24 protein-coding genes and 1 tRNA gene are annotated in these 26132 nt (G+C 41.8%); 19 read left to right on the top strand and 6 right to left on the bottom strand.

The annotated features are described in order from the left end of the window. The first annotated feature begins 43 nt into the window (after positions 1-43). From AAA943_RS21215 to AAA943_RS21205, 3 genes are all read left to right on the top strand, one after another. Positions 44-244 (top strand): hypothetical protein, encoded by a 201-nt coding sequence (locus AAA943_RS21215; RefSeq protein ID WP_338226403.1) that lies wholly within the window; start codon positions 44-46, stop codon positions 242-244. Between the two features lie 57 nt (positions 245-301). Continuing rightward, positions 302-1465, top strand: coding sequence for a hypothetical protein (locus tag AAA943_RS21210; RefSeq protein ID WP_338226402.1), 1164 nt, complete (start codon positions 302-304; stop codon positions 1463-1465). Between the two features lie 80 nt (positions 1466-1545). Then, positions 1546-2523 (top strand): hypothetical protein, encoded by a 978-nt coding sequence (locus tag AAA943_RS21205; RefSeq protein WP_338226401.1) that lies wholly within the window; start codon positions 1546-1548, stop codon positions 2521-2523. Positions 2524-2531: 8 nt separating this feature from the next. Here AAA943_RS21205 and AAA943_RS21200 read toward each other — a convergent pair whose 3' ends face one another. Further along, a complete protein-coding gene (locus AAA943_RS21200; protein WP_338226400.1) occupies positions 2532-3068 on the bottom strand; it encodes a DUF4924 family protein in 537 nt (178 codons plus the stop codon). Positions 3069-3446: 378 nt separating this feature from the next. Between AAA943_RS21200 and lepA the strand changes: the two genes are divergently transcribed. The 4 genes from lepA to AAA943_RS21180 all read left to right on the top strand — a co-directional run bounded on the left by lepA (position 3447) and on the right by AAA943_RS21180 (position 6787). After that, on the top strand, positions 3447-5234 hold the full coding sequence (gene lepA / locus AAA943_RS21195) for a translation elongation factor 4 (protein WP_338226399.1): 1788 nt from the start codon (positions 3447-3449) through the stop codon (positions 5232-5234). A gap of 64 nt (positions 5235-5298) precedes the next feature. Further along, positions 5299-5664, top strand: a complete 366-nt coding sequence (locus tag AAA943_RS21190) for a four helix bundle protein (RefSeq protein ID WP_338226396.1) — start codon at positions 5299-5301, stop codon at positions 5662-5664. 75 nt (positions 5665-5739) lie between these two features. After that, positions 5740-6624, top strand: coding sequence for a bifunctional methylenetetrahydrofolate dehydrogenase/methenyltetrahydrofolate cyclohydrolase FolD (gene folD / locus AAA943_RS21185; protein WP_338226395.1), 885 nt, complete (start codon positions 5740-5742; stop codon positions 6622-6624). 79 nt (positions 6625-6703) lie between these two features. Next, positions 6704-6787, top strand: a tRNA-Leu gene (locus tag AAA943_RS21180). Between the two features lie 105 nt (positions 6788-6892). Here AAA943_RS21180 and AAA943_RS21175 read toward each other — a convergent pair. Continuing rightward, on the bottom strand, positions 6893-8758 hold the full coding sequence (locus tag AAA943_RS21175) for a right-handed parallel beta-helix repeat-containing protein (RefSeq protein WP_338226394.1): 1866 nt from the start codon (positions 8756-8758) through the stop codon (positions 6893-6895). Between the two features lie 417 nt (positions 8759-9175). Between AAA943_RS21175 and AAA943_RS21170 the strand changes: the two genes are divergently transcribed. Further along, positions 9176-9715, top strand: coding sequence for a DsrE family protein (locus AAA943_RS21170; RefSeq protein WP_338226393.1), 540 nt, complete (start codon positions 9176-9178; stop codon positions 9713-9715). Positions 9716-9768: 53 nt separating this feature from the next. After that, positions 9769-12258, top strand: a complete 2490-nt coding sequence (locus AAA943_RS21165; RefSeq protein WP_338226392.1) for an ATP-binding protein — start codon at positions 9769-9771, stop codon at positions 12256-12258. 1 nt (position 12259) lies between these two features. On the opposite strand, the gene AAA943_RS21160 is transcribed toward AAA943_RS21165, so the two are convergent. Together AAA943_RS21160 and AAA943_RS21155 are read right to left on the bottom strand one after the other, a co-directional pair. Then, positions 12260-13678, bottom strand: coding sequence for a sigma-54-dependent transcriptional regulator (locus AAA943_RS21160; RefSeq protein ID WP_338226391.1), 1419 nt, complete (start codon positions 13676-13678; stop codon positions 12260-12262). A gap of 178 nt (positions 13679-13856) precedes the next feature. After that, complete coding sequence (locus AAA943_RS21155; RefSeq protein WP_338226390.1) at positions 13857-14171, bottom strand: hypothetical protein; 315 nt, start codon at positions 14169-14171, stop codon at positions 13857-13859. A gap of 412 nt (positions 14172-14583) precedes the next feature. Between AAA943_RS21155 and AAA943_RS21150 the strand changes: the two genes are divergently transcribed. From AAA943_RS21150 to AAA943_RS21130, 5 genes are all read left to right on the top strand, one after another. Continuing rightward, a complete protein-coding gene (locus tag AAA943_RS21150) occupies positions 14584-16467 on the top strand; it encodes an amidophosphoribosyltransferase (RefSeq protein ID WP_338226389.1) in 1884 nt (627 codons plus the stop codon). A gap of 600 nt (positions 16468-17067) precedes the next feature. Next, complete coding sequence (locus tag AAA943_RS21145) at positions 17068-17502, top strand: hypothetical protein (RefSeq protein WP_338226388.1); 435 nt, start codon at positions 17068-17070, stop codon at positions 17500-17502. Positions 17503-17524: 22 nt separating this feature from the next. Beyond that, a complete protein-coding gene (locus AAA943_RS21140) occupies positions 17525-17953 on the top strand; it encodes a hypothetical protein (protein WP_338226387.1) in 429 nt (142 codons plus the stop codon). Positions 17954-18111: 158 nt separating this feature from the next. After that, the gene (locus AAA943_RS21135) at positions 18112-19164 is read left to right on the top strand and encodes a M42 family metallopeptidase (protein ID WP_338226386.1); all 1053 of its coding nucleotides are present in this window, start codon (positions 18112-18114) and stop codon (positions 19162-19164) included. Between the two features lie 151 nt (positions 19165-19315). Then, entirely contained in the window at positions 19316-20110 is a 795-nt protein-coding gene (locus AAA943_RS21130) for a 3-keto-disaccharide hydrolase (protein ID WP_338226385.1), read from the top strand. Between the two features lie 3 nt (positions 20111-20113). Here the strand turns inward: AAA943_RS21130 and AAA943_RS21125 are convergent, their stop codons facing one another. After that, complete coding sequence (locus AAA943_RS21125) at positions 20114-20443, bottom strand: nucleotidyltransferase domain-containing protein (RefSeq protein ID WP_338226384.1); 330 nt, start codon at positions 20441-20443, stop codon at positions 20114-20116. Continuing rightward, positions 20436-20858, bottom strand: a complete 423-nt coding sequence (locus AAA943_RS21120; protein WP_338226383.1) for a nucleotidyltransferase substrate binding protein — start codon at positions 20856-20858, stop codon at positions 20436-20438. The genes AAA943_RS21125 and AAA943_RS21120 overlap by 8 nt, the downstream gene beginning before the upstream one ends. Before the next feature lie 151 nt (positions 20859-21009). Here AAA943_RS21120 and AAA943_RS21115 point away from each other — a divergent pair, with 151 nt between their 5' ends. From AAA943_RS21115 to tnpA, 5 genes are all read left to right on the top strand, one after another. Further along, positions 21010-22647, top strand: a complete 1638-nt coding sequence (locus AAA943_RS21115; RefSeq protein WP_338226382.1) for a M28 family metallopeptidase — start codon at positions 21010-21012, stop codon at positions 22645-22647. A gap of 272 nt (positions 22648-22919) precedes the next feature. Then, positions 22920-23552, top strand: coding sequence for a sensor histidine kinase (locus AAA943_RS21110; protein WP_338226381.1), 633 nt, complete (start codon positions 22920-22922; stop codon positions 23550-23552). Between the two features lie 13 nt (positions 23553-23565). Beyond that, on the top strand, positions 23566-25485 hold the full coding sequence (locus tag AAA943_RS21105) for a hypothetical protein (protein WP_338226380.1): 1920 nt from the start codon (positions 23566-23568) through the stop codon (positions 25483-25485). Between the two features lie 2 nt (positions 25486-25487). Next, positions 25488-25796, top strand: coding sequence for a hypothetical protein (locus AAA943_RS21100; RefSeq protein WP_338226379.1), 309 nt, complete (start codon positions 25488-25490; stop codon positions 25794-25796). Between the two features lie 236 nt (positions 25797-26032). Beyond that, a partial coding sequence (gene tnpA / locus AAA943_RS21955) for an IS66 family insertion sequence element accessory protein TnpA (RefSeq protein WP_420915618.1) occupies positions 26033-26132 on the top strand: 100 nt, incomplete at its 3' end.

Below are 26132 nucleotides of genomic sequence, written 5' to 3'. Positions count from 1 at the left end.
TCGACTCGTAGTTATCTTATTTCATTATTTAAACACAATTAACATGAAAAAATTAATTTTAGCTGGGATTGCGCTTGGTTTGATTTTTGTCACCAGCGGAAGCCAAACGAATGAAATCCAAGCCGGGCCATTTTTGAAGCAAGGGCATTGGGTAAGTTTATCAAATGGAGGTGCAGAGTGCATGACTCATTGGTGGAATAATGATTGTAAAGTTGGTGATACCCGTCCTCCAGGGAATCAATAACAAATTGAACGCGCCAGTCAGTTTGGCTGGCGCTTTTTAATGTCCATAATATTTATAATGAAAAAGAGTATTTTAATTATTGTTTTTATAGGGAGTCTTTCCAATGCGTGCGATTTATCCTCAAAAGGGGAAGAAGGCTGTGATTTTCAGGGTCAAATCGTTAAACAAGACTCCCCGCTTGAAATATCTGCCCTAGCTCCGGAAGACTTTGGTGGTTCTCCGATTGATTTTTTCCTTTTTCAGGACACCTTGGCCTACATTCTTGCAGAGAAGCCAAAAAATAAGCTTTTCATCCTGAACACCAACGAAAAAAAAATTGTAGGAAAGGTGGATTTGGACCCCAATTTTATCGAGTATCCCTCAGGAATTCATGTGATTTCACCGGATAGTATTTTAATTAGTGATCAGTTGGTACCTGTTATATTTTTGATTTCTGGTAATGGAGAAATTTTGGATTCCTATAATCTCTACCGGGAAAATCTCTGGGAAATGCCTCAAGAGGGCTTTTCCAATTTCTCTTTTTATTTTGGATATGGAAAGACATTCGTGTTTCTCCCTGACAGGAATAGCATTGTTTTCCCTCTGAAGCAGTTAGACTTATGGTATTTTGTTCAGGAAAAGAAAAACTTCCCGACTTTTGGCGAGTATAGCTTAGTTGAAAAAGAGTTCAAAGGCCTTTATGGGAATTATCCCGGAGTGTATGGATCGGATCAAAATCATTTATTGCCTTTTTATCTAAGTCATCCCGTTATGGAAGTGGCCAATGAACGAGTGATAATTAACTATCCTCTCGATCCCAACCTTTATATCTATGATTTGAATGGAACGCTCTTGGATCAAAAGTGTAGTTCAATTTCTGAATTGGACTTGGGGAAACCTTTAGAGTATATGATGGATGATTATGATACCGAGGGAGTAATTAATTATCACAAAAGTAACTCGTACTTCGGAAGCTTCTTTTATGTAAAAAGTAAAAATAAGTTCGTCAGGATGTTTTTGGAATGTGTCAAAGGAGGAGACGAAATCTGCAAATACAAAAAGCTTTACGCGCTCATTTTTGACCAAAATTTAGATTTGGAGTCCGTCAAGGAACTTCCATCAGAATATAGTTCAAATTACTTCATGTATCAGACGGGATTTAATCAAGGCTTCCTTTCCAAAACTTCCCAATTAACAAGCGATGATCTATTTTCGCTTTCCGACTATTTTATAGTTGATTAAATTCCATTAAATCTATGTGGACAAAATCGTTTTTTATCCTCCTGGTTAGCTTAAGTTTGAGTACTTCTGATTTCAAAACAATGGCTCAGAATTTCCAGAAGCCTATCGAGCTTTCTTTGGACAATCTTTTTTATGGAAATGATAACGTGGTTCTGATTAAGCTTTTCTGGCTAAATCAAGATGAAATCATTGGCTATAGGTATGAAAATGACATTCCAAAAGATTTGGTTTTGCTCAATCGACAAAGGCTAATCAAGGATAGTCTGAGTATCAATTCCCTTTTTTTGGAAGGATATAATTCCAGTTCTAAGAATTTCATTTCCATTCAAGGGCTTATTCAGACAGGTGACCATGAGGCGATTGTGCTGCATAATTTCGGCAGCACAAAGTTTGAAGTAAAAAATGAGAGAATTCAAATTCTGTCGCAAACTCTCCCTAGGTCTAAACCGGATATTTCCGAAAAATATTTCAAGGGATATGAACTGGTCCATTTGGACGGATTTACACTTGGATATCGTGCCGAGATGAAAAAGTGGATTACCGATGCGGACTATTGGGTTTACAATTGGAGTACAGGAAAATTTGCACTCTATGAAGATTCCAAACATTCCGAGGTGACTAAGAATCGGTATTGGGATAGAAAAAAAGATCCTGAAACTCAAAGTACCTATACCCATTTCCTCTACAATGTCGTCCAAACGAAAGAAGGCTTTTTATTTAATCTTCCTCTGAAAAATAGATTTGTAAGATACAATGCCGAAACCAACCAAATGCAGGGATATACTTTCCCGGACCTGAAAAAAAGCGGCCAAGCTTGGTTTGCTTTTTATGATCGGGTTTGGAGTCGGTTCTTTGCTGTGCTTGATTCAGGCAATGAGTACAACATTTATAGTCTGGATGATCAAACTAACTCTTTTTCAAAATTGACGACTTCTGATCATCAGCCTCTCGGCTTTGTAGGAGGAAAGTGCTATTTCAGGGAGTTTACTTTCAAAGAGAGGCGGAAAGATTACTATTTTGACCATTATCTGGTAGATCTCTTTCCAAAATTGGATTAAGGAATCCTTCAATTCCGCTCCACCATATCCTGCTGATAAGCCAGATTCAAAAAGCTTAACACCTCTCCAAAACTTTCGGCAGCTTTGAGTTGCTCCTCAGAAATCTTCTTTCCCAATAATCGACAAAGAAGCAGTCCATAGACTCCGTTGAGGCAGATTTGGATTTCATTGCCGGGATTTTCCCCGTTGTCTGCCAGGATAGATTCCAGAATATGCGGCTTGGCTTGATGGTAGGTTTCGAAATAGGATTTATCGGTTTTCACTAATCGGTAGTGGAGTTTCAGGAGCTGATCCACCAGTTGATTGAGTTCGCTGAGATGGCCTTTTTCGAGAATTGCCTCTTTTTTCATTTTCCCGGCTAGTCCCTCAAACCAGGCGGTGATCTCTTCTTTTTCCTTTTCCCCAACCGGATAGTGAGCCACTACATACTGTCGGATTTCTTCCATATTTCCCTGAAACGACCGGATCAAATCCTCCATTTGGTACATGTAGATCAGGTATTCTCCTATGTTTTGAGACTTTTTCTTTTCGGCAACAGAATGCATGGGAAATGGGTTGATGAGGAGGCAAAGGTAATACTAGAAGAATATATGGCTAAAGCTTGGATAGATTAAGGATAAAGATATGGCTAAAGCCGAGATAAATTAAAGATAAAAGGAGATAGGATCTAGGTCAGCTATCTCACGAAGGGTATCTTATTATCTCACGAAGGCACAGGAGTTAAGATATGGCTAGGCCGAGATATTTAAAAGATAAAAGGAGATAGGGTCTAGTTTAGCTATCTCGCGAAGGGTATCTTTTCTTTCTCGCGCAGCATATCTTGATAAATTCATCCCAGGTAGGTTTGGTTCTTTACTCCCTGTATTTGAAACTCCCTGTCGATCAATACTTCTTTTTTCCTACTTTTGCGCCACGAAGAGCTTATGAAAAACATTAGAAATTTCTGTATCATCGCCCATATTGATCATGGGAAGAGTACATTGGCGGATCGATTGCTGCAGTTTACCAATACCGTCTCCGAGCGGGAAATGCAGAATCAAGTGTTGGACGATATGGATCTGGAGCGGGAGCGGGGCATTACCATCAAGTCCCACGCCATACAGATGAAGTACACGTACAAGGGGGAGGAATACACCTTCAACTTGATAGATACTCCCGGACACGTGGATTTTTCGTACGAAGTTTCCCGATCCATTGCTGCCTGCGAAGGTGCCTTGCTGATTGTGGATGCTTCTCAGGGGATCGAAGCTCAGACCATTTCCAATTTGTACTTGGCCTTGGGCCATGACTTGGAGATCATTCCTGTTTTGAACAAAATCGACCTTCCCGGAGCAGATCCAGAGGGCCGTGCCGACGAAGTAATCGATCTGATCGGCTGTGACCGGGAGGATATTATTTTGGCCTCCGGCAAAGAGGGGATCGGGATTGAAGATATCCTGAATGCTGTGGTGGAAAGAATCCCTGCACCCAAGGGAGATACAGAAGCCCCTCTTCAAGCGATGATTTTTGACTCTCAGTTCAACTCCTTCCGTGGAGTGGAAGTAATCTTCCGAATCTTCAACGGTACGATCAACAAAGGAGACAAGATCAAATTCGTAAATACCGGCAAAGAATACTACGCCGACGAAATAGGCATTTTGGGGATCAATCAGATTCCTCAGCAAACCATGAGTGCAGGAAATGTGGGTTATCTCATTTCCGGGATCAAAGTAGCCAAAGAGGTCAAAGTGGGGGATACGATTACCCATGTGAAAAACCCATGTAAAGATGCGATCAAGGGTTTCGAAAACGTGAAACCGATGGTTTTTGCGGGGATTTACCCGGTAGATACCACAGAATTCGAAGAACTGAGAGCTTCCATGGAAAAGCTCCAATTGAACGATGCCTCTTTGGTATGGGAACCTGAAACTTCTGCCGCTTTGGGCTTTGGTTTCCGATGCGGATTCTTAGGCATGCTCCACATGGAAATTGTGCAGGAGCGTTTGGAGCGGGAGTTTGACATGACGGTGATCACCACGGTGCCATCGGTGCAGTTCCGTGCCATCATGACCAATGGCTCCGTTCAGCTGATCAATGCCCCGAGCGATATGCCTGATCCTACCAAGATGGATCACATCGAGGAGCCTTTTGTAAAGGCCTCGATTATCACGGCTGCAGAATATGTTGGACCGGTGATTCAGTTGTGCATGGAGAAGCGGGGTCAGATCAAAAATCAGGTTTATCTGACCGCTGATCGGGTCGAATTGCAGTTTGACATGCCTTTGGCAGAGATCGTTTTCGATTTCTTCGATAAGCTCAAGACCATTTCCAGAGGCTATGCTTCTTTGGATTATGAATTGAAAGGTTTCCAACAGTCCCACATGGTGCGATTGGATATCATGCTCAACGGCGAGCCTGTGGATGCGCTTTCTGCTGTCGTTCACCGAGACAAAGCCTACGAATGGGGTAAGAGACTCTGCGAAAAGCTGAGAGAATTGGTTCCGAGACAGATGTTTGAGATTGCGATTCAGGCAGCGATAGGGCAGAAAATCATTGCCAGAGAGACCATCAAAGCCCTTCGTAAAAACGTGTTGGCGAAGTGTTACGGCGGTGATATTTCCCGAAAGAGAAAGCTTCTTGAAAAGCAGAAGAAAGGTAAAAAACGCATGAGACAAGTAGGCAATGTCGAGGTGCCTCAGGAGGCGTTTATGGCGGTGCTTAAATTAGATTAGGAAATTTAGGATCGTTTTCTGTTCAATATTCGATGTTCATCATTCGATATTCGTAATTAAGGGCATGGAAAGGAAATTTGACTTAGAAGACCGATTAATTGAGTTTGCTTCTCAAATAATTCTTTTTACCGACTCAGTAAAGCCAACTAAGGCTGGTAATCATATAAGTGGGCAACTGTTAAGAAGTGGAACAAGTCCGGCTTTAAATTATGGTGAAGCTCAATCCGGAGAATCTAGAAGAGATTTTTTTCACAAAATAAAAGTAATTCTTAAAGAGCTTCGAGAAAGTCGAATTGCTTTGAAAATAATTGAAAAGTCCAAGTTGCATGAGGATATTGAGTTTTTGCAAAAACTGAAAAATGAATGTAATCAGCTGATTTCAATTTTTGTAAAAAGTGTTGAAACTGCTGAAAAGAACAATAAAATTTAAAATATCGAATATCGAATATCGAATATCGAATATCGAATATCGAATATCGAATATCATTACTTAAAAGCACTCTTGATGTACACGCTAATCGACGGAAAAAAAACCTCCCAAGATATTAAAAACGAAATCGCCTCCCGCGTCTCAGAAATCAAAGCCGAAGGAGGAAAAACTCCTCATTTGGCGGCGGTTTTGGTTGGAAATGATGGTGCAAGTCAGACCTACGTGGGAGCGAAAGTGAAGGCCTGTGAAGAGGTAGGTTTTAAATCCACTTTGGTTCGCTTAGAAGATACTGTTTCTGAGGAAGAATTACTTCAAGTGGTGGAGGATATCAATACCAATCCGGATATCGACGGCCTGATTGTTCAGCTTCCTCTTCCCAAACACATCTCTGTAGATAAGGTGACCAATAAAATCAAGCCCGAAAAGGACGTGGACGGATTTACTCCTGCCAATGTGGGTCGAATGACCTTGAACTGGCCTGCTTATGTGGCTGCGACTCCTTATGGAATCGTGGAGCTTCTCAAGCGATACAATATTGAAACATCCGGAAAAAACTGTGTGGTAATCGGCCGAAGCCATATTGTGGGCAGTCCGATGAGTATCCTGATGGCAAGAAACGGCTATCCAGGAAATGCCACGGTGACGTTAACGCATAGCCGTACCAAGAACCTCCCTGAGATTACCAAAACAGCGGATATTCTAATCGTGGCCATTGGAAAGCCCGAGTTTGTGACCGCAGACATGGTCAAGCCGGGGGCAGTGGTGATTGACGTGGGAATTCACCGAATTGAGGATGCCAGCAAGAAATCCGGCTTCCGCCTAATCGGGGATGTGAAGTTTGACGAAGTCGCTCCTTTAGCCTCAGCAATCACTCCTGTTCCGGGTGGTGTTGGGCCAATGACCATTGCGGCTTTGCTTTACAATACCCTTCAATCTGCCGAAAAGAAGGTTTTTGGCTAAATCCGAAAAAAAGTCAATAAAAGCTCAGCTTGCTGTTGCATGGAATAGGGGAGCTTTCTACTTTTGCAGACCCTAAAACGCGCATGTGGTGAAACTGGTAGACACGCCACTTTGAGGGGGTGGTGCCCGTTCGGGTGTGGAAGTTCGAATCTTCTCATGCGCACTCTAAATGCCTTTACAAGATGTAAAGGCATTTTTTTTTATTCAGGAGTTACGCTTTGCAAAAAAGCAGAAGTTTATAGTGAGAAATGGGTGTATTTGGTGGATATCAAATTTGGATAATCTTGGAATTTCCCACCATTTCTATTTGGCCAATTTTCAGATTGGGACAGTTTTTTATTTCGATCACCGTGTCCACCAATCTGCCTCCTTCAAAAACGCCCGAAACGTCCTCAATCAATCCTCTGTTTTCCTTCAGGACATTTCCTTTCATGGTGAAATTGCGTTGCTTGTTGATCAGGAAAGTGCCGCCTGAGGTTTTATTGTCCGAGAAGACCTGCTCGAATCCATATTTATGGCTGTATTCCGTCTTGATGTGAAATGCGATCTCACATCCGTTAAACTCGTTGTTGATGACTTTATTTCCAATGGAATGGCAGAAATACCCATTTACACCAAATGCACCCAATCCCACTAGATTAAGGCCGCTGTTTCCTCCTGTGACTACATTGTCACTGATCAAATTGTCAAAACCTCCTCCCCATAGACTCAGACCATGCCCTGGCTTGCCCTGATTGTTTGGGAGTCCTTTGATTTTGGATCCGGAAATTGTGCATTGATAAAAACCCGAAACCAGAGCTACTTCGGTTCCCGGGGCCAAATCAAGTTTTTTACTTTTCAAGCCAAGTTTGAGAGATTGGCCGGAATTGAAGGTTTCGAAGCTTGAGATTTCCGAATAGAAATATTCGAAGGGGCCACTTTCTACTACCAGCAAAAAGCGGGTGGGATCTCCTACGAAATCGGCCTGTACTCTTTTTTCTCCGTAGCCTCCCCCTGCCTGCTGCTCAATAAACCAAAGGCTATCCAGCTCTACCTGATATTCATTTCCATGTTTTTGTGCTTTGCTCACATAGGATTTGCAGATTACCGGTAACAATCCGAGATTGTTGGCATAGGAATCATATCCCAGTCCCTCCTCAATCACGTCAATAATCTGATTATCTATCAACTGCAAACCTTTAGAAATTGACTTTCGGTTGGATGAGGCTTGAATTCCAGTATTAAAACCTTTACCGGTTGTAACGCCTTGAATGATGCATTTTTCCAAGACTTGGCTGATTCGGACGCCATTGTCTGCGTAGGCAGCTTCAATATGGGCTCCGTTAATCTCGACATTCTTTGCTTTTTCGATGAAAATTCCAGCTCTCAAATTGGCATCCGAATGAATTTGAAGATCTTTTACCTCAAGTGATGCATCCAAATGATCCAGGGTGATCGGGTTTCTGCTTTTTTCCAATGCCCCTAGGTGAAACGACACTTGTTCGAAAATCTGATCCCGGCTGGATGACGGCACATTGTCAATGAGAATATTGATCAGTTTTATTCCATGGACCTTGCTGACAATTTTATTAAATCCGGGAGTGGAATCATTCTTGATTCCGATAAGAGTTCCAGAACCGAAAAGCATGGCAAATTGCTGGTACCAAAGCGGATTCACCCCATTGGCCTGATACAGGAGGTAGGTGCCGTCGGGAATGAAAAGATTGGTTTTGGAAAGGTCTTTGGTTAAAAAATCGGGCTGGCCGATGTAGCTTTTTGCAGGCTCCACAGATTTGATTCCATGCTTCACCTTGATGATTTTTACTGATTGGTCAAAGGTAATCCAGTAGCCATCACCTTTAGGTTCGGCTTGTCCGGGATAATAACACCCTCTATACCTGAGTCCCTCTATTTGGGAATCAATCGGGGCCACCCCTAAGTCGAGAATGTTGGTGAATTCCTTTGGTTTTTGAAAAATACCGGCCCCAAGGCTGGCCGCTACTCCGGGTTTGAAGACAGTTTTTACTTCCTGGATATCCGGCGAATTGATTTCCAGTTTTGAAGCGATGAGCTGTAGCATTGTGTCACTTAGATCAATTTCTCCAGATGCCTCAAAAAGTCCATCTATCTTTAGTTTAAATTTTCTTAAAGTCATGGTGTGGTGAAAGTTTAAAATGATATCGACTTAACAATCAAAGCTTTTCAAAGCAATATAAATTAAATTTGACTAGTTTTCTCAAAAGGAACAAGGCATGTTCATTCAGAGGAAAATTGATTTTTAGGAGATGGTTCGGGTAAGGAATCAGCTAATGGGTGGCGTATTTTCCTGGGTAGCTGGGGCGGCGATTTCGGCCATGCTCAGCCCATGGGAAAGCGGGCCAAAGGCTGAAGTGCCGAAAAGGCTAAAGGAAAATAGATTTTTCCGGTGATTTTAGCGTCTTGGTGTTGAAGTAGATTTATCCATTCAGGCCTTGTTTAGGGGAGGAATTGGTACAAAAAGTCTTTCAATTTTTGATCAGCGGATTTTGGATGCATTTAATTTTCGCTACTTTTTGTGTCTTAATCGGTCCCTATGAAAAAAATATTCCTCCCGTTGGTGTTTGCCCTTTTTGGAGCAATTTGCCCACTTTTTTCTCAAACTCCACAATTCCCCATAGTACAGGGTTATGGTGGGATTTATGAGATTCCTGATGCTACAGAGCGTCCCGATCCCTCTTTGGAGTACAATGTGCTTATTGACCTTTCGACCCCAGGGGATAATCCCAAGGAAATCTCACGCTGGGTGGACAATATCGCCCGAATGATGAATCTGCACGGCCTGGCGGGGGTGCCAAAAGAAAGATTGAAAGTGAAGGTAATCGTCCATGGTGGAGCGATTTTCACCCTGTTGAATGATGAGAATTATGCTCAGCGCAACGAAGTCAATAACCCCAATCTGCCCGTTTACGAAGCACTTCAGCAAGCAGGAGCGGATATCATGGTTTGCGGTCAATCCTTGATTGTTCGAAATCTGAAAACTTCAGACCTTTGGCCCGAGGTAAGAGTTTCACACTCTGCGATGACAGCGATCACCACGTATGTGCCGCAAGGATATATTTTATTGAAGTTTTGATCAGCTTGGAATAGAAATTGGTCCAAGAAAGGTTCCACAAAAAAGGCGAACCCTTGACTACCATTACCTCCACAGGCCGAAAGGTCGTATTTGGTTTTTTTGTAGCGACCATTTTATTGATTTCGGTGGCGAGCCTCACCTACATTTCACTGAATCGGCTGGTGGAATCGGTGGATCAGCTTGCCCAGCCCAACCAAAAACTGAACTTGTTGAACTCCCTGCAGGAGGAGGTCTTCAAAATTACACAGATAGGTTCGGAAAGTGCCCCCAATGATGTCCGGATCAAAGACTCGACCATCCTTTTTCTGGAAACCAAGCTATCCCTTTTGGACACTCTTTCCTCGGATACCGTGGAAACGCGCTCGATACAGTCTATCCGGGAAAACTTAGCCTTATTGATCAATGGCTACCAGGATCTTTACGAGGTAAAAAGAAGCCTTTCCAACCGGAATTTTTCACAGGAAGCACTTCGAAGGCTCGAAATCAGCATTCAAAGAAGGGCTCTGGCTATGGAAACACAGCCGCTTAGAGAATTGAACCCAAGGCAACTACGGGACACAGAGATTCAGCAGCAGGCACAAGCCAATCTGGAAGGGCAGTCCAGTGTGTTCAATGCCGACGAAGAACGAATCAGCGGATACCTTCAGCAGATTCAAAAGCAAAATTCAGAAGGTAATTCTCAGGCGAAGACAGTCAGCTTGGACAGTGTGCTGTATTCTTTGAGCCGGGTAATGGGACGAATCTATCGGGAGGAATCGGTACAGAGGCAGAAACTCGCCCGGCTCGAATCGGATATTTTTCAAAAACAGGCGGCATTGACCTCCACCATTCAGGAATTGATCGGGGACCTTCAAACCCAAACTATCCGATTGTCCAATGAACAAAGCCAACAGGCCTCAAGCCTGGTATCAGACGTTACCTTTTTCCTGATTCTGGTTATCATTTTGGCTGTTTTATCCACCTTGGCTTTGAGCTATTCCATTCTCAAAGAGATCCGGATCAACAGACGCTATCAGGAGGATTTGGAGGTATCCCGGAAAAAGTCGGATGAATTGGCGCGGTCTAAACAAGAGTTTTTGGCCAATATGAGCCATGAAATCCGTAATCCATTGCATCTGATTCAGGGATATGGAAATGTACTCCAAAAGACACCCTTGAATTCCGATCAGCTTTCCCATCTTCAAATGATCGGTTTTGCTTCCGATACGCTAAAGGAAATCGTGGACGATATTCTTGATTTCTCCAAGTTGGAGGCAGGTAAACTCAAGCTGGATACCTACCCTTTTGACCCGATAGCCCTTTTTGAAAACATCCAAAATTTCTTTGAGCTTAGTGCAATAGAAAAGAAATTGAGGTTTAAGTGGAGAATTGAGCTGCCTGAAAATCAATGCCTGATCGGAGATGAGCTCCGTCTTAAGCAAATCCTAAACAATCTGCTGAGTAATGCATTCAAATTCACCAAAGAAGGCAGCATAGAGGTGGGAGTAAAGTGGATGTCGGATTTCCTGGAGCTGGAAGTGAAGGATTCGGGAATTGGGATGAAGCCCCAGGAATTGGAAAAGGTGTTTGAGGAGTTTGATCAGGCTGATACCTCCGTCTCCAGAAAATTTGGAGGTACTGGGCTGGGATTGGCAATTGTCAAGCGATTGGTGGATTTGATGCAAGGTCAACTCCAAGTGGAAAGTGAATATGGGAAGGGTACGCTGATGAAAGTACGAATTCCGATGAAAACCAGCCCAATGCCCGAATGGACTGGAACCACGACCAATGCGGAGTCCGTAGATTTGGCAGGAATGCGGGTGCTGTTGGTGGATGACGATAGGGTGGGACTCAAATATCTCCAACTGGTACTGGAGTATTTTGGGGCCGAGGTGAAAAGCTATCATGGAGGGGTTTCCTTTAGAGATTCTTTTTCGGCGGAGTCCTTTGATTTGGCTCTGATTGATATTCAGATGCCCGAGTTTTCCGGCTATGATGTAGTAAAGTCTCTCAAATCCTTGGACTTTTATGCCCAGCTTCCCGTGCTGGCCATGACAGCGAATGTCTTCGTAGAGGAAAAAGAAAAACTCCAAAATCAGGGATTCGAGGATGTGATTTTGAAACCTTTTCAAGAAAAAGAGCTAATCGAAAAGCTCAACGTTTTATTTCCCGAAAGGGCTGAAATACGGCAGGTTGAAGACCGTTTAGTTCCGGAGGATTTTTCCTCTCCTTTTCACCTTGGAGACCTGAAAAAGTTTTGCATGGATGATGAGGACCTGCTTGAGGATATTCTTAAAGATCTGATTCGCACCACCGAAGCTGATCTTGTCAAGCTCAACAAAGCCAGACTGAATGACCGTTGGGATGAAATTCTCGAAATCTGCCATCAGCTAGGCAGCCGCCTGGGACAGATCAAAAGTCCGGCTAGCCCATTTGCCCGCAAGGTGGAAAACAGCCTTAAAATCAACAACAAATCCGGAATCATGGAGCCGCTCAATTCCTTGGATGAACTCACCCGAGTGACGCTCATGGCGCTTAAGGAAAAGATCAATCAGGACGCCTGATTTATTCTAAGCCGTATTTTTCCATTTTGCTATATAGGGTCTTCCTATCCATTTTCAGGATTTTTGCTGTTTTTGATTTATTGTATCGGGTGTCTTGGAGGACTTTTAGAATCATTTCTTTTTCCTGTTCCTGAAAATGTGCCTTGAAATCACCTGTAGGAATCAAATGCCCGTTGGAGGGTTGATTCAGGAGAACAGGCTGAACTGTAGGGTAGTCGTTCGTTTCACCAACCTGTGAATCGACCAATTCAGAAGGCAGGGCCTCCTTTTCGATTCGGTCTCCTGCACTGAGTAGTACTGCCCGGTTGATCATGTTTCGGAGTTCTCGAAGATTTCCCGGCCAATCATAGGAGTAAAAGATTTCCCAAACTTCAGGCGAAAGATTTTTGATGGATTTCTGCAGTCGTTGATTACTTTCTTCAATGAAGTTTTGGACAAAATGCTCCAAATCTGTTTTTCTGCCCCTTAATGGGATGGCATGAAGGGTGAATTCATTCAGGCGATGGTACAAATCTTCTCTGAAAAGTCCCTCTCCGGATTGGGAAAGTAGGTTTTCATTGGTGGCGGCAATGATTCGAACATCTATCTCGATCTCCTTATTGCCTCCGATTTTCCGGATTTTCCGCTCTTGAATGGCTCTCAGTAGCTGGATTTGCACTTCATAGCTCAAGTTGCCGATTTCGTCAAGAAAGAGGGTTCCACCTTTAGCCATTTCAAAATGACCGGTTTTATTGTCCAAAGCCCCGGTGAAGGCCCCTTTCACATGGCCAAAAAGTTCTGATCCTGCCAAATCTTTTGGGAGGGCACCACAGTCAATGGCCACAAAAGGCCCGTTTTTCCGGGTAGAGAATTGATGAATCCGTTTGGAAATCAGTTCTTTTCCAGTACCTGTCTCTCCAAATACGAGCACACTCAGATCCGTTGGTGCTACCAGTTGGATATGTTTTTCCAATTTTTCTGCATCCTGGGAAGTCCCTACCACATAAGAAGAAAGGGAACTGGGAGGAGTTTTTACTGCTGTTGAGCCTGTCGCTTCTGATGTGGTGGAAGTAGAAATGATCTTCTGCGAAAGCGATTCCCTCACCGTGGCCAGCAGCTCGTCGGGATTGATGGGCTTGGTGATGTATTCAAACGCTCCCAGCTTCATGGCCTTGATTGCAATACGTATATCCGAATAGTGGGTAATCAGGATAATCTGCATGTGGGGAAATTTCTCTTTGGCCCACTGAAGAAGCTCCATGCCTGTTCCGTCCGGCAAGCGAAAATCTGCAATGGTCAGATCGATTTTTTCTGTGGAAAGTAAGTTTTGGGCCTCTTTCACTTTGGCACAGGCAGCCACTTGAAACCCGTTTTTCTCCAAAAAATTTTTAACTATTCTTGAATAAGTCAAATCATCCTCGACTAATAAGATATGAGCCATGCTTTTCGATTTTTTAAATTTAGGTTACAAAAAAAGCACCAGACAAATGTCCAGTGCTTTTTTATTGAAGGTTTCTATCACCTTATTGAGTCAAATGCTTTTCCGCGAAGATGCCCAGTACCTGGATAAATTGCGTATCAGGCCCATTATTTCGACTTCATTCAGGCGGAAAATGCATTTATTTTATTTCATTTCCTTCTGGATCGTAGTTTTTGTCCATTTTGGTACCCTCTGCATTGGCAAAGGTGATCTTAAAATAAACAGTTCCGTCTTCCTTGGTGATCTTCCAAGCTTCTGCCACAGCAGCACCTTGAAGAGATTCGTCACCGACGATGGCTGTTTTTACTGGTTCTGGAAGCTCATCTGGATTGATTTGAACTTTTTCTTCCTGAAGGATGATTTCCATGGATTCAGTAGCTACTGCGGCTACTGCTGGTTGAACAAAGGCAGCACCAGCTACCAAAAGGGCGGACATTAAAATGGTCTTTTTCATGTTTTTTTGTGGTTTTGGTTTACTTGCATCAGTACCTTTCGATTTCAAAGTCTCTACCTTAGTGTAAGAGCTGCTTATCAGGCGAATAGGATGAGGCAATTGTTTTCATTTACAAATCATCAGAGTCCGGATTCTGATTTCGGAAGCGTATCTTCCAAAGATGTTAACCATATCGCCAAAGCCGTACCAAGTGTCCCCAAAGCCAGATTTGAAGGTTTTTTAGGAAATAAGCTGGGGAGAACTGTGGAAAAGTTCCGCAATTTGTGTGTGAAAAATGGATAAGTTGGCTTGGATGCTAAGTTCACTTCTACAGTAAGCCATAGATTATTCCATTCAAGAGAACTTTTTAACAGGAATAAATCTTTTAAAAACACTTACCTTTGAATTCTCAAAAGAACCTTCGTCTTTCTCCATGAGTGATGCTATCAAACACGAGTGCGGAATTGCCTTAATCAGGCTCCGAAAACCCACTCAATATTACATCGATAAATACGGAACAGCCTCATTTGCAGCCAACCGACTCTATGTCCTGATGCAAAAGCAGCTCAACAGGGGACAAGACGGCGCAGGAGTCGCCAACATTAAAATCAACACCAAACCGGGGACCCGCTACATCAGCCGGTACCGATCCATTGAGCCTTCTGCAGTCAATGATATTTTTGATAAAATCGGAAAAAAGTACAAAAAGGCGAAAAAGATCGGTGGTCACGATGCCCTGAGTGACGGGGAATGGCTCAAGGAAAACATCGCCTTCTCAGGGGAAGTTTGGCTGGGACACCTCCGCTACGGAACCCACGGGGAAAACAGCATCGAAACCTGCCATCCTTTCCTCAAACAGAACAACTGGAGAAGCCGAAACCTCGTCATGGCGGGCAACTTCAACATGACCAACAACGAAGAGCTTTTTAATCGACTTGTCCAATTGGGTCAGCATCCCAAAGAAAAAACAGATACCGTCACCGTGATGGAAAAAATCGGTCACTTTTTGGACGAGGAAAACCAGCGGATTTTTGACAAGTACAAGCATCAATATACCAACGAGCAGCTTACGCACATCATTGAAGATGAACTGGATGTGGCAAGAATTCTGAGAAGATCCTGTCGGGATTTTGACGGTGGATATGCCATGGCCGGAATGATCGGAAACGGGTCCTCCTTCGTGGTACGAGATCCTTCAGGAATCCGTCCGGCCTTCTACTACGCAGATGATGAGGTGGTGGTGATTGCCTCTGAGAAGCCTGCGATCAAATCCGCATTCAATATTGATTTCAAAGCCATCAAGGAAATACAACCCGGACATGCCATTGTGATCAATAAGGATGGTTCCTACGCAGAGGAGGAGATCTTGCCAGCCAGAGAAAAGAAATCCTGCTCCTTTGAGCGGATCTATTTCTCCCGAGGAACAGATCCGAATATCTATCAGGAAAGGAAGAATTTGGGTAAGGCTTTGATCCCTCAGATACTGAAGGCGATTGACTTTGACCTGAAAAACACGGTTTTTTCTTACATCCCCAACACTGCAGAAACCGCCTTCTTGGGCATGATCGAGGGTCTGGACGAATACCTGGTGACCAAAAGAAAAGAAGTTTTGCTCGACGGAAAGCCGCATGTGGGAGACTTGGACGAGTTGCTCAGCTTCCGGCCACGAGTGGAAAAGTTGGTCAGCAAGGATGTCAAGCTCAGGACCTTTATCACCAACGATGAGGATAGGGATAGCATGGTGGCAAGTGTGTATGATACAACCTATGAGGTGATCCGTCCGGGAGTAGATACGCTGGTAGTGATTGATGACAGCATTGTCCGTGGGACTACTCTGGAGAAAAGCATTCTGACCACCTTGGACAAGTTGAATCCCAAGCGGATAGTGATCGTATCTTCCGCTCCTCAAATCCGTTACCCGGATTGCTATGGAATTGACATGTCCCGAATGAAGGAATTCATTGCTTTCCGTGCGGCGATTGCCCTGATCAAAGAACGAAAGATGGAGAATGTGCTGGACGAAGTGTACGAGCAGTGTGTGGCCAACCCCAATTCCTTGGAAAACTTTGTCAAAGGGGTGTACAGCAACTTCAGTGATGAAGAGATTTCGGATAAGGTCGCCGAAATCGTGACTACGCCGGAGATTCGGGCGGAGGTAAAAGTGATTTTCCAAACAGTAGATAACCTGCACAGATGCATTCCCAATCACTTGGGAGACTGGTACTTTACCGGAGATTATCCGACCACAGGCGGTATGCGGGTAGTAAACCGCGCCTTTGCCAACTACATGGAGGGCAAAGTGGTCAGAGCCTATTAATTTGAAATAAAAAATTTGAAATTTGAAAAGCCCATGAATCCACAGATTCAGGGGCTTTTTGTTGGAATAAGGTTTTAGAATTTTTTCAAGAGAAGTTAAGTTAATCAATAGGCTGGATGCATTTTGAATTAAATTTTAAGTATTGAAAATCAATAGCTCAGAAAATTTTGAATAAAAATTATTTCGTTTGAGTTTGTTTTTTGAGATGGGATACCCTTTCTTGCCTAAGAAATTTTTATGGCCGTAAAAAATTCGTTTTCAACCTAAGTAAAATCAATCTTTTCAAAACCTTTTAAAAATGAAAAATAATTTCAGATCAAAACAGATCAAAACAGATCAAAACAGATCAAAACAGATCAAATTTTAATGGCTAGAAACATAGCCTTTTCTGGAATTTTATTCGTCATATTATTTTCCTGTCAAGGTCCTTCAAATACCTCCAAGACCCAAATTTCCTCAAAAGAACCAAGTGTTGCAGGAGAGGGAGGTGTAATTTCCACAGTTTCCTTTTTTCCTTCAGACACCGCAATCTGGTTGGGTTTGGAAGATCAAGCTGAATTTATTCATGTGATTTCCAATCGGGAGGAACTGGATTTTGAAGTGCTTAAAGTAGGTGAGAAACCAGTTTTTGAAGAAGAAACTGAGATTTTGGTTAAAAACTTCGATTTGAAAAAAGAATCGGTCATCGGAAATTTTACTGAGTATTTAGGTAATGATTTTAGAGTAATTTCAGAGGAAGGCAAAACGCATAAATTAGCATTCGAAAATCTAAATGCAGTTAGTTTGGATGGACTTGCCCTCGAAGCATTGACGCTGAAGGAATTTAAAAATCGATATCCCAAGGCATATCAAGTAAGAAATTTTGGAACCAAGAGTGATGCAAAACTGATCGCCAATGTTCCTGATTCTTTGCCTTCAAGCTTAGATTATTCTTATTTATTTCTTAAGGACAAAGCAGAACTACGCCTTTTTTGGGTAGAAGGTAGCTTGATCGAAGCCTACCTTGTTTTTGGTCAGCAGCAGCGTGGGGAGTAGTAATTTAAATTCTCAAAAAACGATGAAAAACATAGTGACCCAATTATTGCTTTTTGGATTTCTTGCCAGTTGTTCGCTCTTGGAAAGAAAAGAATACACTTACACTTTTGAAAAAATCAATGAAAATGAAATTGGAGTTGATTTCACCAAAATCAATCCAGGGCCTTGGGATACTCTAATGTTTGTTGCACCTTATGCTACAGCAGAGCAGATAGATTTAGGCTATTCAGATAGCGAGTATTTGGCCTTTCATTCAGGAGCAGATTTCTACATTGTTGTGGGCTTTTTGGAGAAAGGGAATCTTAATGGATATACCTTGGCAACAAGAGAAGCAGATTTTGATCAGCTTTTCAATGGATCGGAATCTACTTTTGTCAAGAAAATTCCAAGATCACAGGCGATTTTCAGATTTATCAAGCAGGAAGATGGTAGTTACCAGTTGAAGAATTAGACAATTCGGTAGGTTTTAAATCCCCTTATCTATTCAATTTACTGAAAAAATTTAAAAGCCTCTGAATCTATGGATTCAGAGGCTTTTTTGTTGGATGGGGTTAGGCATTTAGATCAATTGACTTAATTTCAGGATTGAAAAAAATGCCTTAAAACTTTATGGAAATAAACGTACCCCTTCTAAAGCAAATCTGTGAAATCGCCGGCGCTCCGGGCTTTGAAAAACGAGTTCGTGATCTGGTGGTCTACTTGGTCACTCCTTTAGCCGACGAAGTCAAAACCGATAATCTGGGCAATGTCATTGCCATCAAAAAAGGCAAGAGAAACCCGGACGGAAAGCGGGTAATGGTCGCTGCCCACTTGGATGAGATCGGCTTTATCGTCACTCATATTGACGAGCAGGGCTTTTTGAGATTTCATACCTTGGGTGGATTTGACCCCAAGACCCTGACCGCGCAGCGGGTGATTGTCCATGGGAAAAAAGACTTGGTAGGAGTGATGGGCAGTAAGCCTATCCATGTGATGAGTCAGGAGGAGCGAAATAAACTTCCCAAAACCACCGACTTTTTTATTGACTTGGGAATGCCTAAAGAGGAAGTGGAAAAATACATTTCTATCGGTGATCCAGTGACCCGGGATCGGGAACTGATCGAAATGGGCGACTGCGTCAACTGCAAATCAATAGACAACCGGGTAGCGGTATTTATCCTAATTGAGGCTTTAAAAATGCTGGAAAATCCTGCCTATGATGTCTATGCCACGTTTACCGTTCAGGAGGAAGTAGGGATTCGGGGAGCCAATGTAGCTGCGCACAGCATCAATCCCGATTTTGGAATTGCCTTGGATACGACCATTGCCTTTGATGTTCCTGGGGCTCAGGCCCATGAGAAAGTCACCGAATTGGGTAAAGGAACCGCCATCAAAATCATGGATGCCATGACGATCTGCGACTACCGCATGGTGGAGTTTATGAAGCAAACCGCTGACAAGGAAGCCATCACTTGGCAACCGGAAATCCTGACGGCAGGAGGCACAGATACTGCCGGAGTGCAGCGGATGGGCAAGCAGGGAGCGATTGCCGGGGCGATTTCCATCCCAACCCGTCATTTACATCAGGTGATTGAGATGGCGCATAAAAAGGATATTGCCGATTCGATTTCGCTTTTGGTGGCTTGCTTGGAGCAGGTCGATAGCTACGATTGGAGTCATTGATTCAAGTCTGCTTCAATATTCATCATTCAGTGTTCGGTATTCGATATTTTAAAGCCTTTAATTTCGAATATCGAATAAAGAATATCGAATGTTGAAGTAGTTTAAAAATCTCCGTGGTCTGTGTCCTCACAGACCACTTTACTTACAAGCCATGAAAACCCACATTTTATTTATCGCCATCCTCTTCTTTTTCTCCTGCCAAAAAGCTGAAAAGGAACAAATCACCACTGAATCCACAGACTCAGAATGGCAAGTGCTGTTCAACGGAAAGGATCTCACAGGCTGGACTCCAAAAATCCATCACCACGAAGTTGGGGACAATTATGCCAACACCTTTCGTGTGGAAGAGGGAGCGATTGCAGTGAATTATGATGGGTATGGGGGTTTTGAAGATCGTTTTGGACATCTGTTTTACGAAAAGCCATTTTCCCGATTTCACCTCGTTTGGGAGTATCGGTTTACCGAGCAGTTTCTGGAATCGGCGCCAAGCTACACTTTCCGTAATTCCGGGGTAATGTTTCATTCCCAGGCTCCTGAGACTATTTTGAAGGAGCAGGATTGGCCAATATCCGTGGAATATCAAATGCTGGCAGAGGAAAAGGAAGGAGAACCCCGGCCTACTGGAAATATGTGCAGCCCGGGAACAGATGTGGTTTTCGAAGGAAAAATCGATGAGCGGCATTGCATCAATTCCAGTTCTCCCACTTTCCAATGGGACGAATGGGTGAAGGCCGAACTGATTGTTTACGAAGACTCGATTGTCCATCATTTGGTCAATGGGGATACGGTTTTGACTTACAGTTTTCCTCAGATTGGCGGAGGAGTAGCCAATCGGTTTGATCCGGCGGTCAAAGTGGATGGGACTCCATTGAAGTCAGGCTATATCGGTTTACAAAGCGAGGGTCAGGGAGTGCTTTTCAGAAATATTCGGATCCGGGAGCTTTGAATTTTAGGTTTCTACCTTCATTGCGTTTTTCTTGAAAAAAGTCTTCCCAACTCTGCCGATGTGTGAAAGTAGGTCTGGACTGCTTTGGATAAAATGCAAGGCAGAAAGGTCAATTTGGTAAGGGAGCAGCAAATCATCCAATTCATTTTCAATTTGAAGTAATTCTGAAAAGTCTACCTTTTCTCCTTGAATCACCAAGTCGATATCGGAGTTGGGCCGGAAATTTCCTTTGGCCCTCGATCCATAAACAATCACCTTTTCCACATGGGGATGTCGTTGGAAAATGGCCTGGATTTTTTGAATCACCTTTTCAGAAAGTCCGAATTTATCCATGATCCTGTTTTTGGAGTTTGGAGAGTTTGCCCTCCAGATCTTTCAATAAGCCAAAGTAAACCATCTTGATTTGGGCTGAGATTTCCGTCGCAACTTCCTCATTATAGGTATGGGAAGATTGATTTCTGCTTTTGATCATCTCCATCCAGCTTTCACCATCCTCGATAAGACCTCTTCTGAAGGCCTCTCTAGTTGCATCCCTTGAGCCAGTAATGCTTGAATTGCCCTGATGGACAAAGTAATCCTTCAAGATATTCCAAGCCAATTCATGGGTAAACTCAAAGGCTTGAATCAATCCTTGTTGCTCCAAAGAACTCAATTCCCTCTTTTTGGAAAGGGCTACAGCCTGCTCCAATTGAGTGAGTGCTTTGGAATAGTGACTTAGCCTTTGATGCCATCGGATATCTTCCTCCATAAATGAAATTTAGAGGATTTATTTATTGCTTTCCAGTTTTAGTTCAAAAAGAAGTTGATTTATTAACCCATAAAAATGAATAACTTGATATTCATAAGGCCAAAAATAAATTGGCTTCCTAGCCCCATTTGAAACCACCTCCTTTGAAAATATGAAAAGAATCCTTCCCATCGCCGTTATTGCTGTTGTTGCTTTAGTCGCCTGCTCCAAAGAAGAAACCCACTATCAATTTCAGGTTTCTGATCTCGAACCCAACCTGATCCAACTCGCTTCGGATGAATTTCAGGGAAGGAGGCCTTTCACTGAAGGGGAAGAGATTACGGTGAAGTTTCTGGAGGATGAATTCAAAAAAATGGGTCTGGAGCCTGGAAATGGAGATTCCTACTATCAGGATGTTCCCATGGTGTCCATAGTCAGCAGGTCTGCCGAAACAATGGAGCTCAAAAATTCCAATTCCACGGTTTCTCTCAAAGGCTTTGAGGACTTTGTGATTTGGACTCAAAAGACGGATTCTCTGGTAGAAATTTCCGATGCTGAGGTGGTATTTGCTGGTTTCGGAATCGTGGCCCCTGAATACGGTTGGAATGACTATGCCGGCTTGGATGTCAAAGGTAAAATCGTGGTTGTACTGGTCAATGACCCGGGTTTCGGTACCGAAGACGCCTCCTTTTTCAAGGGAAATACCATGACCTATTACGGTCGCTGGACTTACAAGTATGAAGAAGCTGCTCGTCAGGGAGCCTTGGGTTGCCTGATTGTCCACAACACCATTCCGGCAGGGTATGGCTTTAATGTGGTTCAAGGTAAGCACCATCAGCCGATTTTGTATTTGGATGATCGGGGAAAGGAAAATTACAAACTGGGATTTGAGGGTTGGTTGACTTTGCCTTCCGCCAAGAAGCTTTTTGAATTGGCAGGAAAAAATGACTCTGAACTTTTGGCAGCAGCCAGAAAGCCAGGTTTTGAGGGCATGTATTTGGGAGTCAATCTTTCCGCATCCATTGTGGTGGAGGCCGAATACAACGTTTCCCAAAACGTGATGGCCAAACTCACCGGAAAGACTAAACCCGAGGAATACATCATTTACTCCGCGCATTGGGATCATTTCGGAATCGGAAAACCCGACGAAACCGGGGACAGCATTTATAACGGAGCTTTGGATAATGCCTCCGGAACTGCAGCCCTTTTAGCCTTGGCCAAGGCATTTACAACCGACCAAAAACCCGACCGATCGGTGATTTTCCTGGCAGTGACTGCAGAAGAACAGGGACTTTGGGGTTCGGCCTACTATGCCGAAAACCCGATTTATCCCAAGGAAAAGACCGTCGCCAATATCAATATGGACGGGATCAATCCTTATGGCAAGATGAAGGACGTGTCCATCATCGGTTCTGGACAATCCGAAATGGAAGACCTGCTCAATGTGGAACTGGAGAAATTGGGCCGCTACAGTGCACCCGAACCCAATCCCGTGGCGGGCTACTACTTCCGTTCCGACCATTTCAACTTTGCCAAGATCGGAATCCCCGCCTTGTATTTCGGTACAGGAATCGACCATGTGGAAAAAGGAAAGGAATACGGCAAATCCCTTCAGGATGAATACGTGGCGGTCTATTACCACAAGCCTTCTGATGAATACAACACCAGCCGCTGGAATCTGGATGGTGCCGTAGACGATGTCCAAGTCCTCTACAACGTAGGAAAAAGCTTGGCCAACTCCGACGGATGGCCCAACTGGAAAGAAGGCTCGGAGTTTAAGGCGGTGAGAGAGGGGTATATGAGGAAGTGAGCGATTACCAATGATCAATTACCAATGATCAATGACCAAGGCTCAATGATCAATTACCAATGCTCAATGACCAATGACTAATAATCAATTCTCCATTAGCAAAGACCAATGATCAATTCTCTATTACCAATGGTCAGGCCAATTCTATCAACAATTCCATTTATTGGAATCGCATAATTTTTATGAGAAAACTCATGTTTTTTCTTTGAAAGGAGTAAGTAGTTTTCTCAAATTCAATATCTTAGGTGAGTTTTACCACCAATTCCTTTTTCATGCTTTTTGTTTTTTTGCTCGCCCTTCAGGACCAGCTTGCCGAGAGTGAAGATTTATCCTCTGATCAGTCTTCAGTGGATATAGGGTTAGCTCTTTTAATTGGTCTTGTACCGGTAGTTTTGGCTTTTGCCTTTATCATCTTCGTGATATATCGGTCCCGCCGGGAGGCTGATGTAAAAAAGCAAGAAACGGAACTTCGCCTGAGCAAAGCGGAAGGTGAACTAAAGGCTCTGCGTGCACAGATCAATCCCCATTTTATTTTCAATTGCCTCAACTCCATCCATCATTTTATCCAATCTCAAGAACCAAAGCAGGCGAGTGAATACCTGATCAAGTTTTCTAAGCTGATCCGCTATGTCTTGGAGAGTTCGACGAAAAATTGGGTGACTCTGGAGGAAGAACTGGAGGCCAATCGGCTCTATTTGGAGTTGGAGCAACTGAGGGTGGATCAGGCCTTTCGGTTTGATTTTGAGGTAGAGGAGGGGATTTTACCATCTCAGACCTATATCCCACCGATGTTGATTCCGTTAGTTTTAGAAACTGGCGTTGTTTCAAAGAAAGTAAATACTTTTTTTGAATTTATTCAATTTCCCTTAATTTCAATGAGTTGCAAAAATTGTATTGTAAAATAAACTGTGAAATAAAATGAACTTAAAAATTAGATTAATTTTTCCTATATTCTTTTTCCTGATGCTTATTCCACAGAAGAGTAATTCAGGATTTTTAAAGAAAGCTTTTGGCGGTGCAGTATCCTTATTTGTTGAAAAGCCAATAAATGCTGTTTCAGGGATTTTAGGTAGAGGAACTTCAGACTATTTTACTAATGCATGGTCTCCATCAATAAATAATTTGAAAGGGTCAGGGTTAGAAATAGTTGCAGAGTTTGATAGAAAATTTCAAGAAAGAATTAGTCAATTTGATTCAAGTATATCATCCAATCTTTCTAAATTTGACGAAATTTTAAAAACAAATATTGGGACCATTGAGTCCTTAACCTTTACTGCTATTGAAGATGTAGATAAGGTTTTGTCGAATAGATTGAATCAGTTTGATGAAATAATTGCTCGAAATTTTAACCTTTTAGATACATCAATGGTTAGATCGATTTTTTTATTAGAGAAATCTTTAATTTTTGTTTTTCTTTTTGGTTTCATTCTTGTCATGATAATTTTGAGCTTTAATTCGTTTGTTGTTAAAAGATCCAGTGAAATGGATAATAGATTGAAGATATTATTAAATAGTTTTATTCCTTATTTGATTGTTTTAATATTAGTTGTTGGAGGATTAAATATATATTTGAATTCCCCTGTTGGAGCAAATTATAAGCTAAAACAAATAGTAGAAAATCATGAAAAGGGTTATTATGAGAGTTTCATGATATTAGATTTTAATAATTCAATTTTCCATTCTACCAATTTACAACATTTCAATCCGTTAAGTAATAAGTATAAGGCATTAAATGAAAAAGCTAGGCTATTCAGAGAGATTTTTAATAGGCCTGTTATGATTAAACAAAATTTTTTGAATGAAGACGTTTTTGAAAAACTGAGTCAAATTCAATATTATAGTGAAAATTCAGATTTAGGATATGATCCAGATGTAGATATTGTACTATCTTATATTATTTTTCAAAATGATAATACGAGGTTAAAGGAATATTTAGCTGCTTGTATATCAATGAACGCTTTAAAAAAGGCAAAAGAAGAAAATAAAATAGCTGTATTTGAAGATTTGGCCTTTAATTATCTTAAGATCTTCAGCGAAAGGCCATTTGATGTTGATATTAATTTCTTTAAAAAGAATTCTTCATTTACTTTTGAATATTATAGTAAAAGTGAGATATTGGATTTCTATAAAAAAAGTTTTAATGATTATTCTATTTCTAATTCTAGTCTAAGTAAAATTATATCCTATAATAATTTAGTGGTTGAAATGGAGAGTAGTATCCAAGAATTGTATTTAGATTTGATTTCAATCAGTGCTGAAAACCTTGAACTAAAACAGGAAAAAGCTAGAGAAATAAAGCAAGTATGGAATTCATTCGAAAACTCTATTAAAACTGATAAAAGTTTGTCAAATAGTACTTTGATTTTAAATCTATTTTTCTTTAATGATGCTATAATATCTGAAGCCTATTCCGTTTTAGGTGAAAAAATTGTAGGGAGTCCTAAAAATTCACTTTTAAATGATTATTTGAAAGGTGTTTCAGTTTTAACCAAAAAGATGATTGAGCAGGAATCAGAATTATTATTTAAAGATAATTCCGAAAATCTTAAACAGTTTACTAATTTCTATAGTGAATTTTTATTAAATGAAAAAAATAGTGAAAGAGTTACTCCTGAAAAACTATTTGAAGTTAGCTTAAATTTGGCAGAAAATTCTTCAAGAATGGGATATTTCTTTAAAACGGACTCAGGTAGTGTTCCATTTTATTTTTATATTTTGGAGTCGCTTAAAAGCAAGTTGTCTGATTCAAATCGAAAAAATTTCTTTGAATTAAATAATCAAAGAATTACAGATATTCATTATAGCTTTATTTTGTCGGACTCTAAACATTTGTTGTAATTATGAGAAAGTTTATCATTTGTTTGCTTCTTTTATTTTCTGGCTGTTCTTGTGATAGTGCATTAGAGATTGAAAAAGGTTGTAATGATATAGCAAAAGACGATTTTTTGTATCATGATATTGATGGTAGTCCTTATTTGGAAAATAAATCAATTGATAAATACATAGAAGTAAAGTTTCAGTTACTTTGCAATGGGTATCCCGGCATGATTAAGACATATACATTAAGACCGATGGAAAGAAGAAAGTTTAATAAAATAGATGGCTGTATTGGGTTTATCAGTGAATCTTTGTGTGTAACCTATAAATGAATTTATCATTTTTACTTTAACTGACTTTTTGAATCCCTCAAAACCTGTCCAAATTCTTGATAGGTCTTGATCCCATTTCGCCGCGTCACATTGAAAGCGTGCTTGACATGTTCTTTCTTTGCATGAGAAAGCCAAGTCAAATGCACCTTATATGGGCCAGTTTGGTGTATCCACCCGAGCAACTGCATATTTTTCAGCCTCCATTGACCAGCTAATTTTGCTTCAAAAACAAACTTATGAAAAGAGCGAGTCAACAAGAAATGGAGGCGATGGTAGCTTCCTTCAAATCCAGTGGTCTGACCCAACGTGACTTTTGTCTGCGGGAGAATATCAAGC

This window comes from Algoriphagus confluentis, from assembly GCF_036245625.1.
GTDB lineage: Bacteria > Bacteroidota > Bacteroidia > Cytophagales > Cyclobacteriaceae > Algoriphagus > Algoriphagus confluentis.
This window is presented reverse-complemented; position numbering and strand designations above follow the sequence as displayed.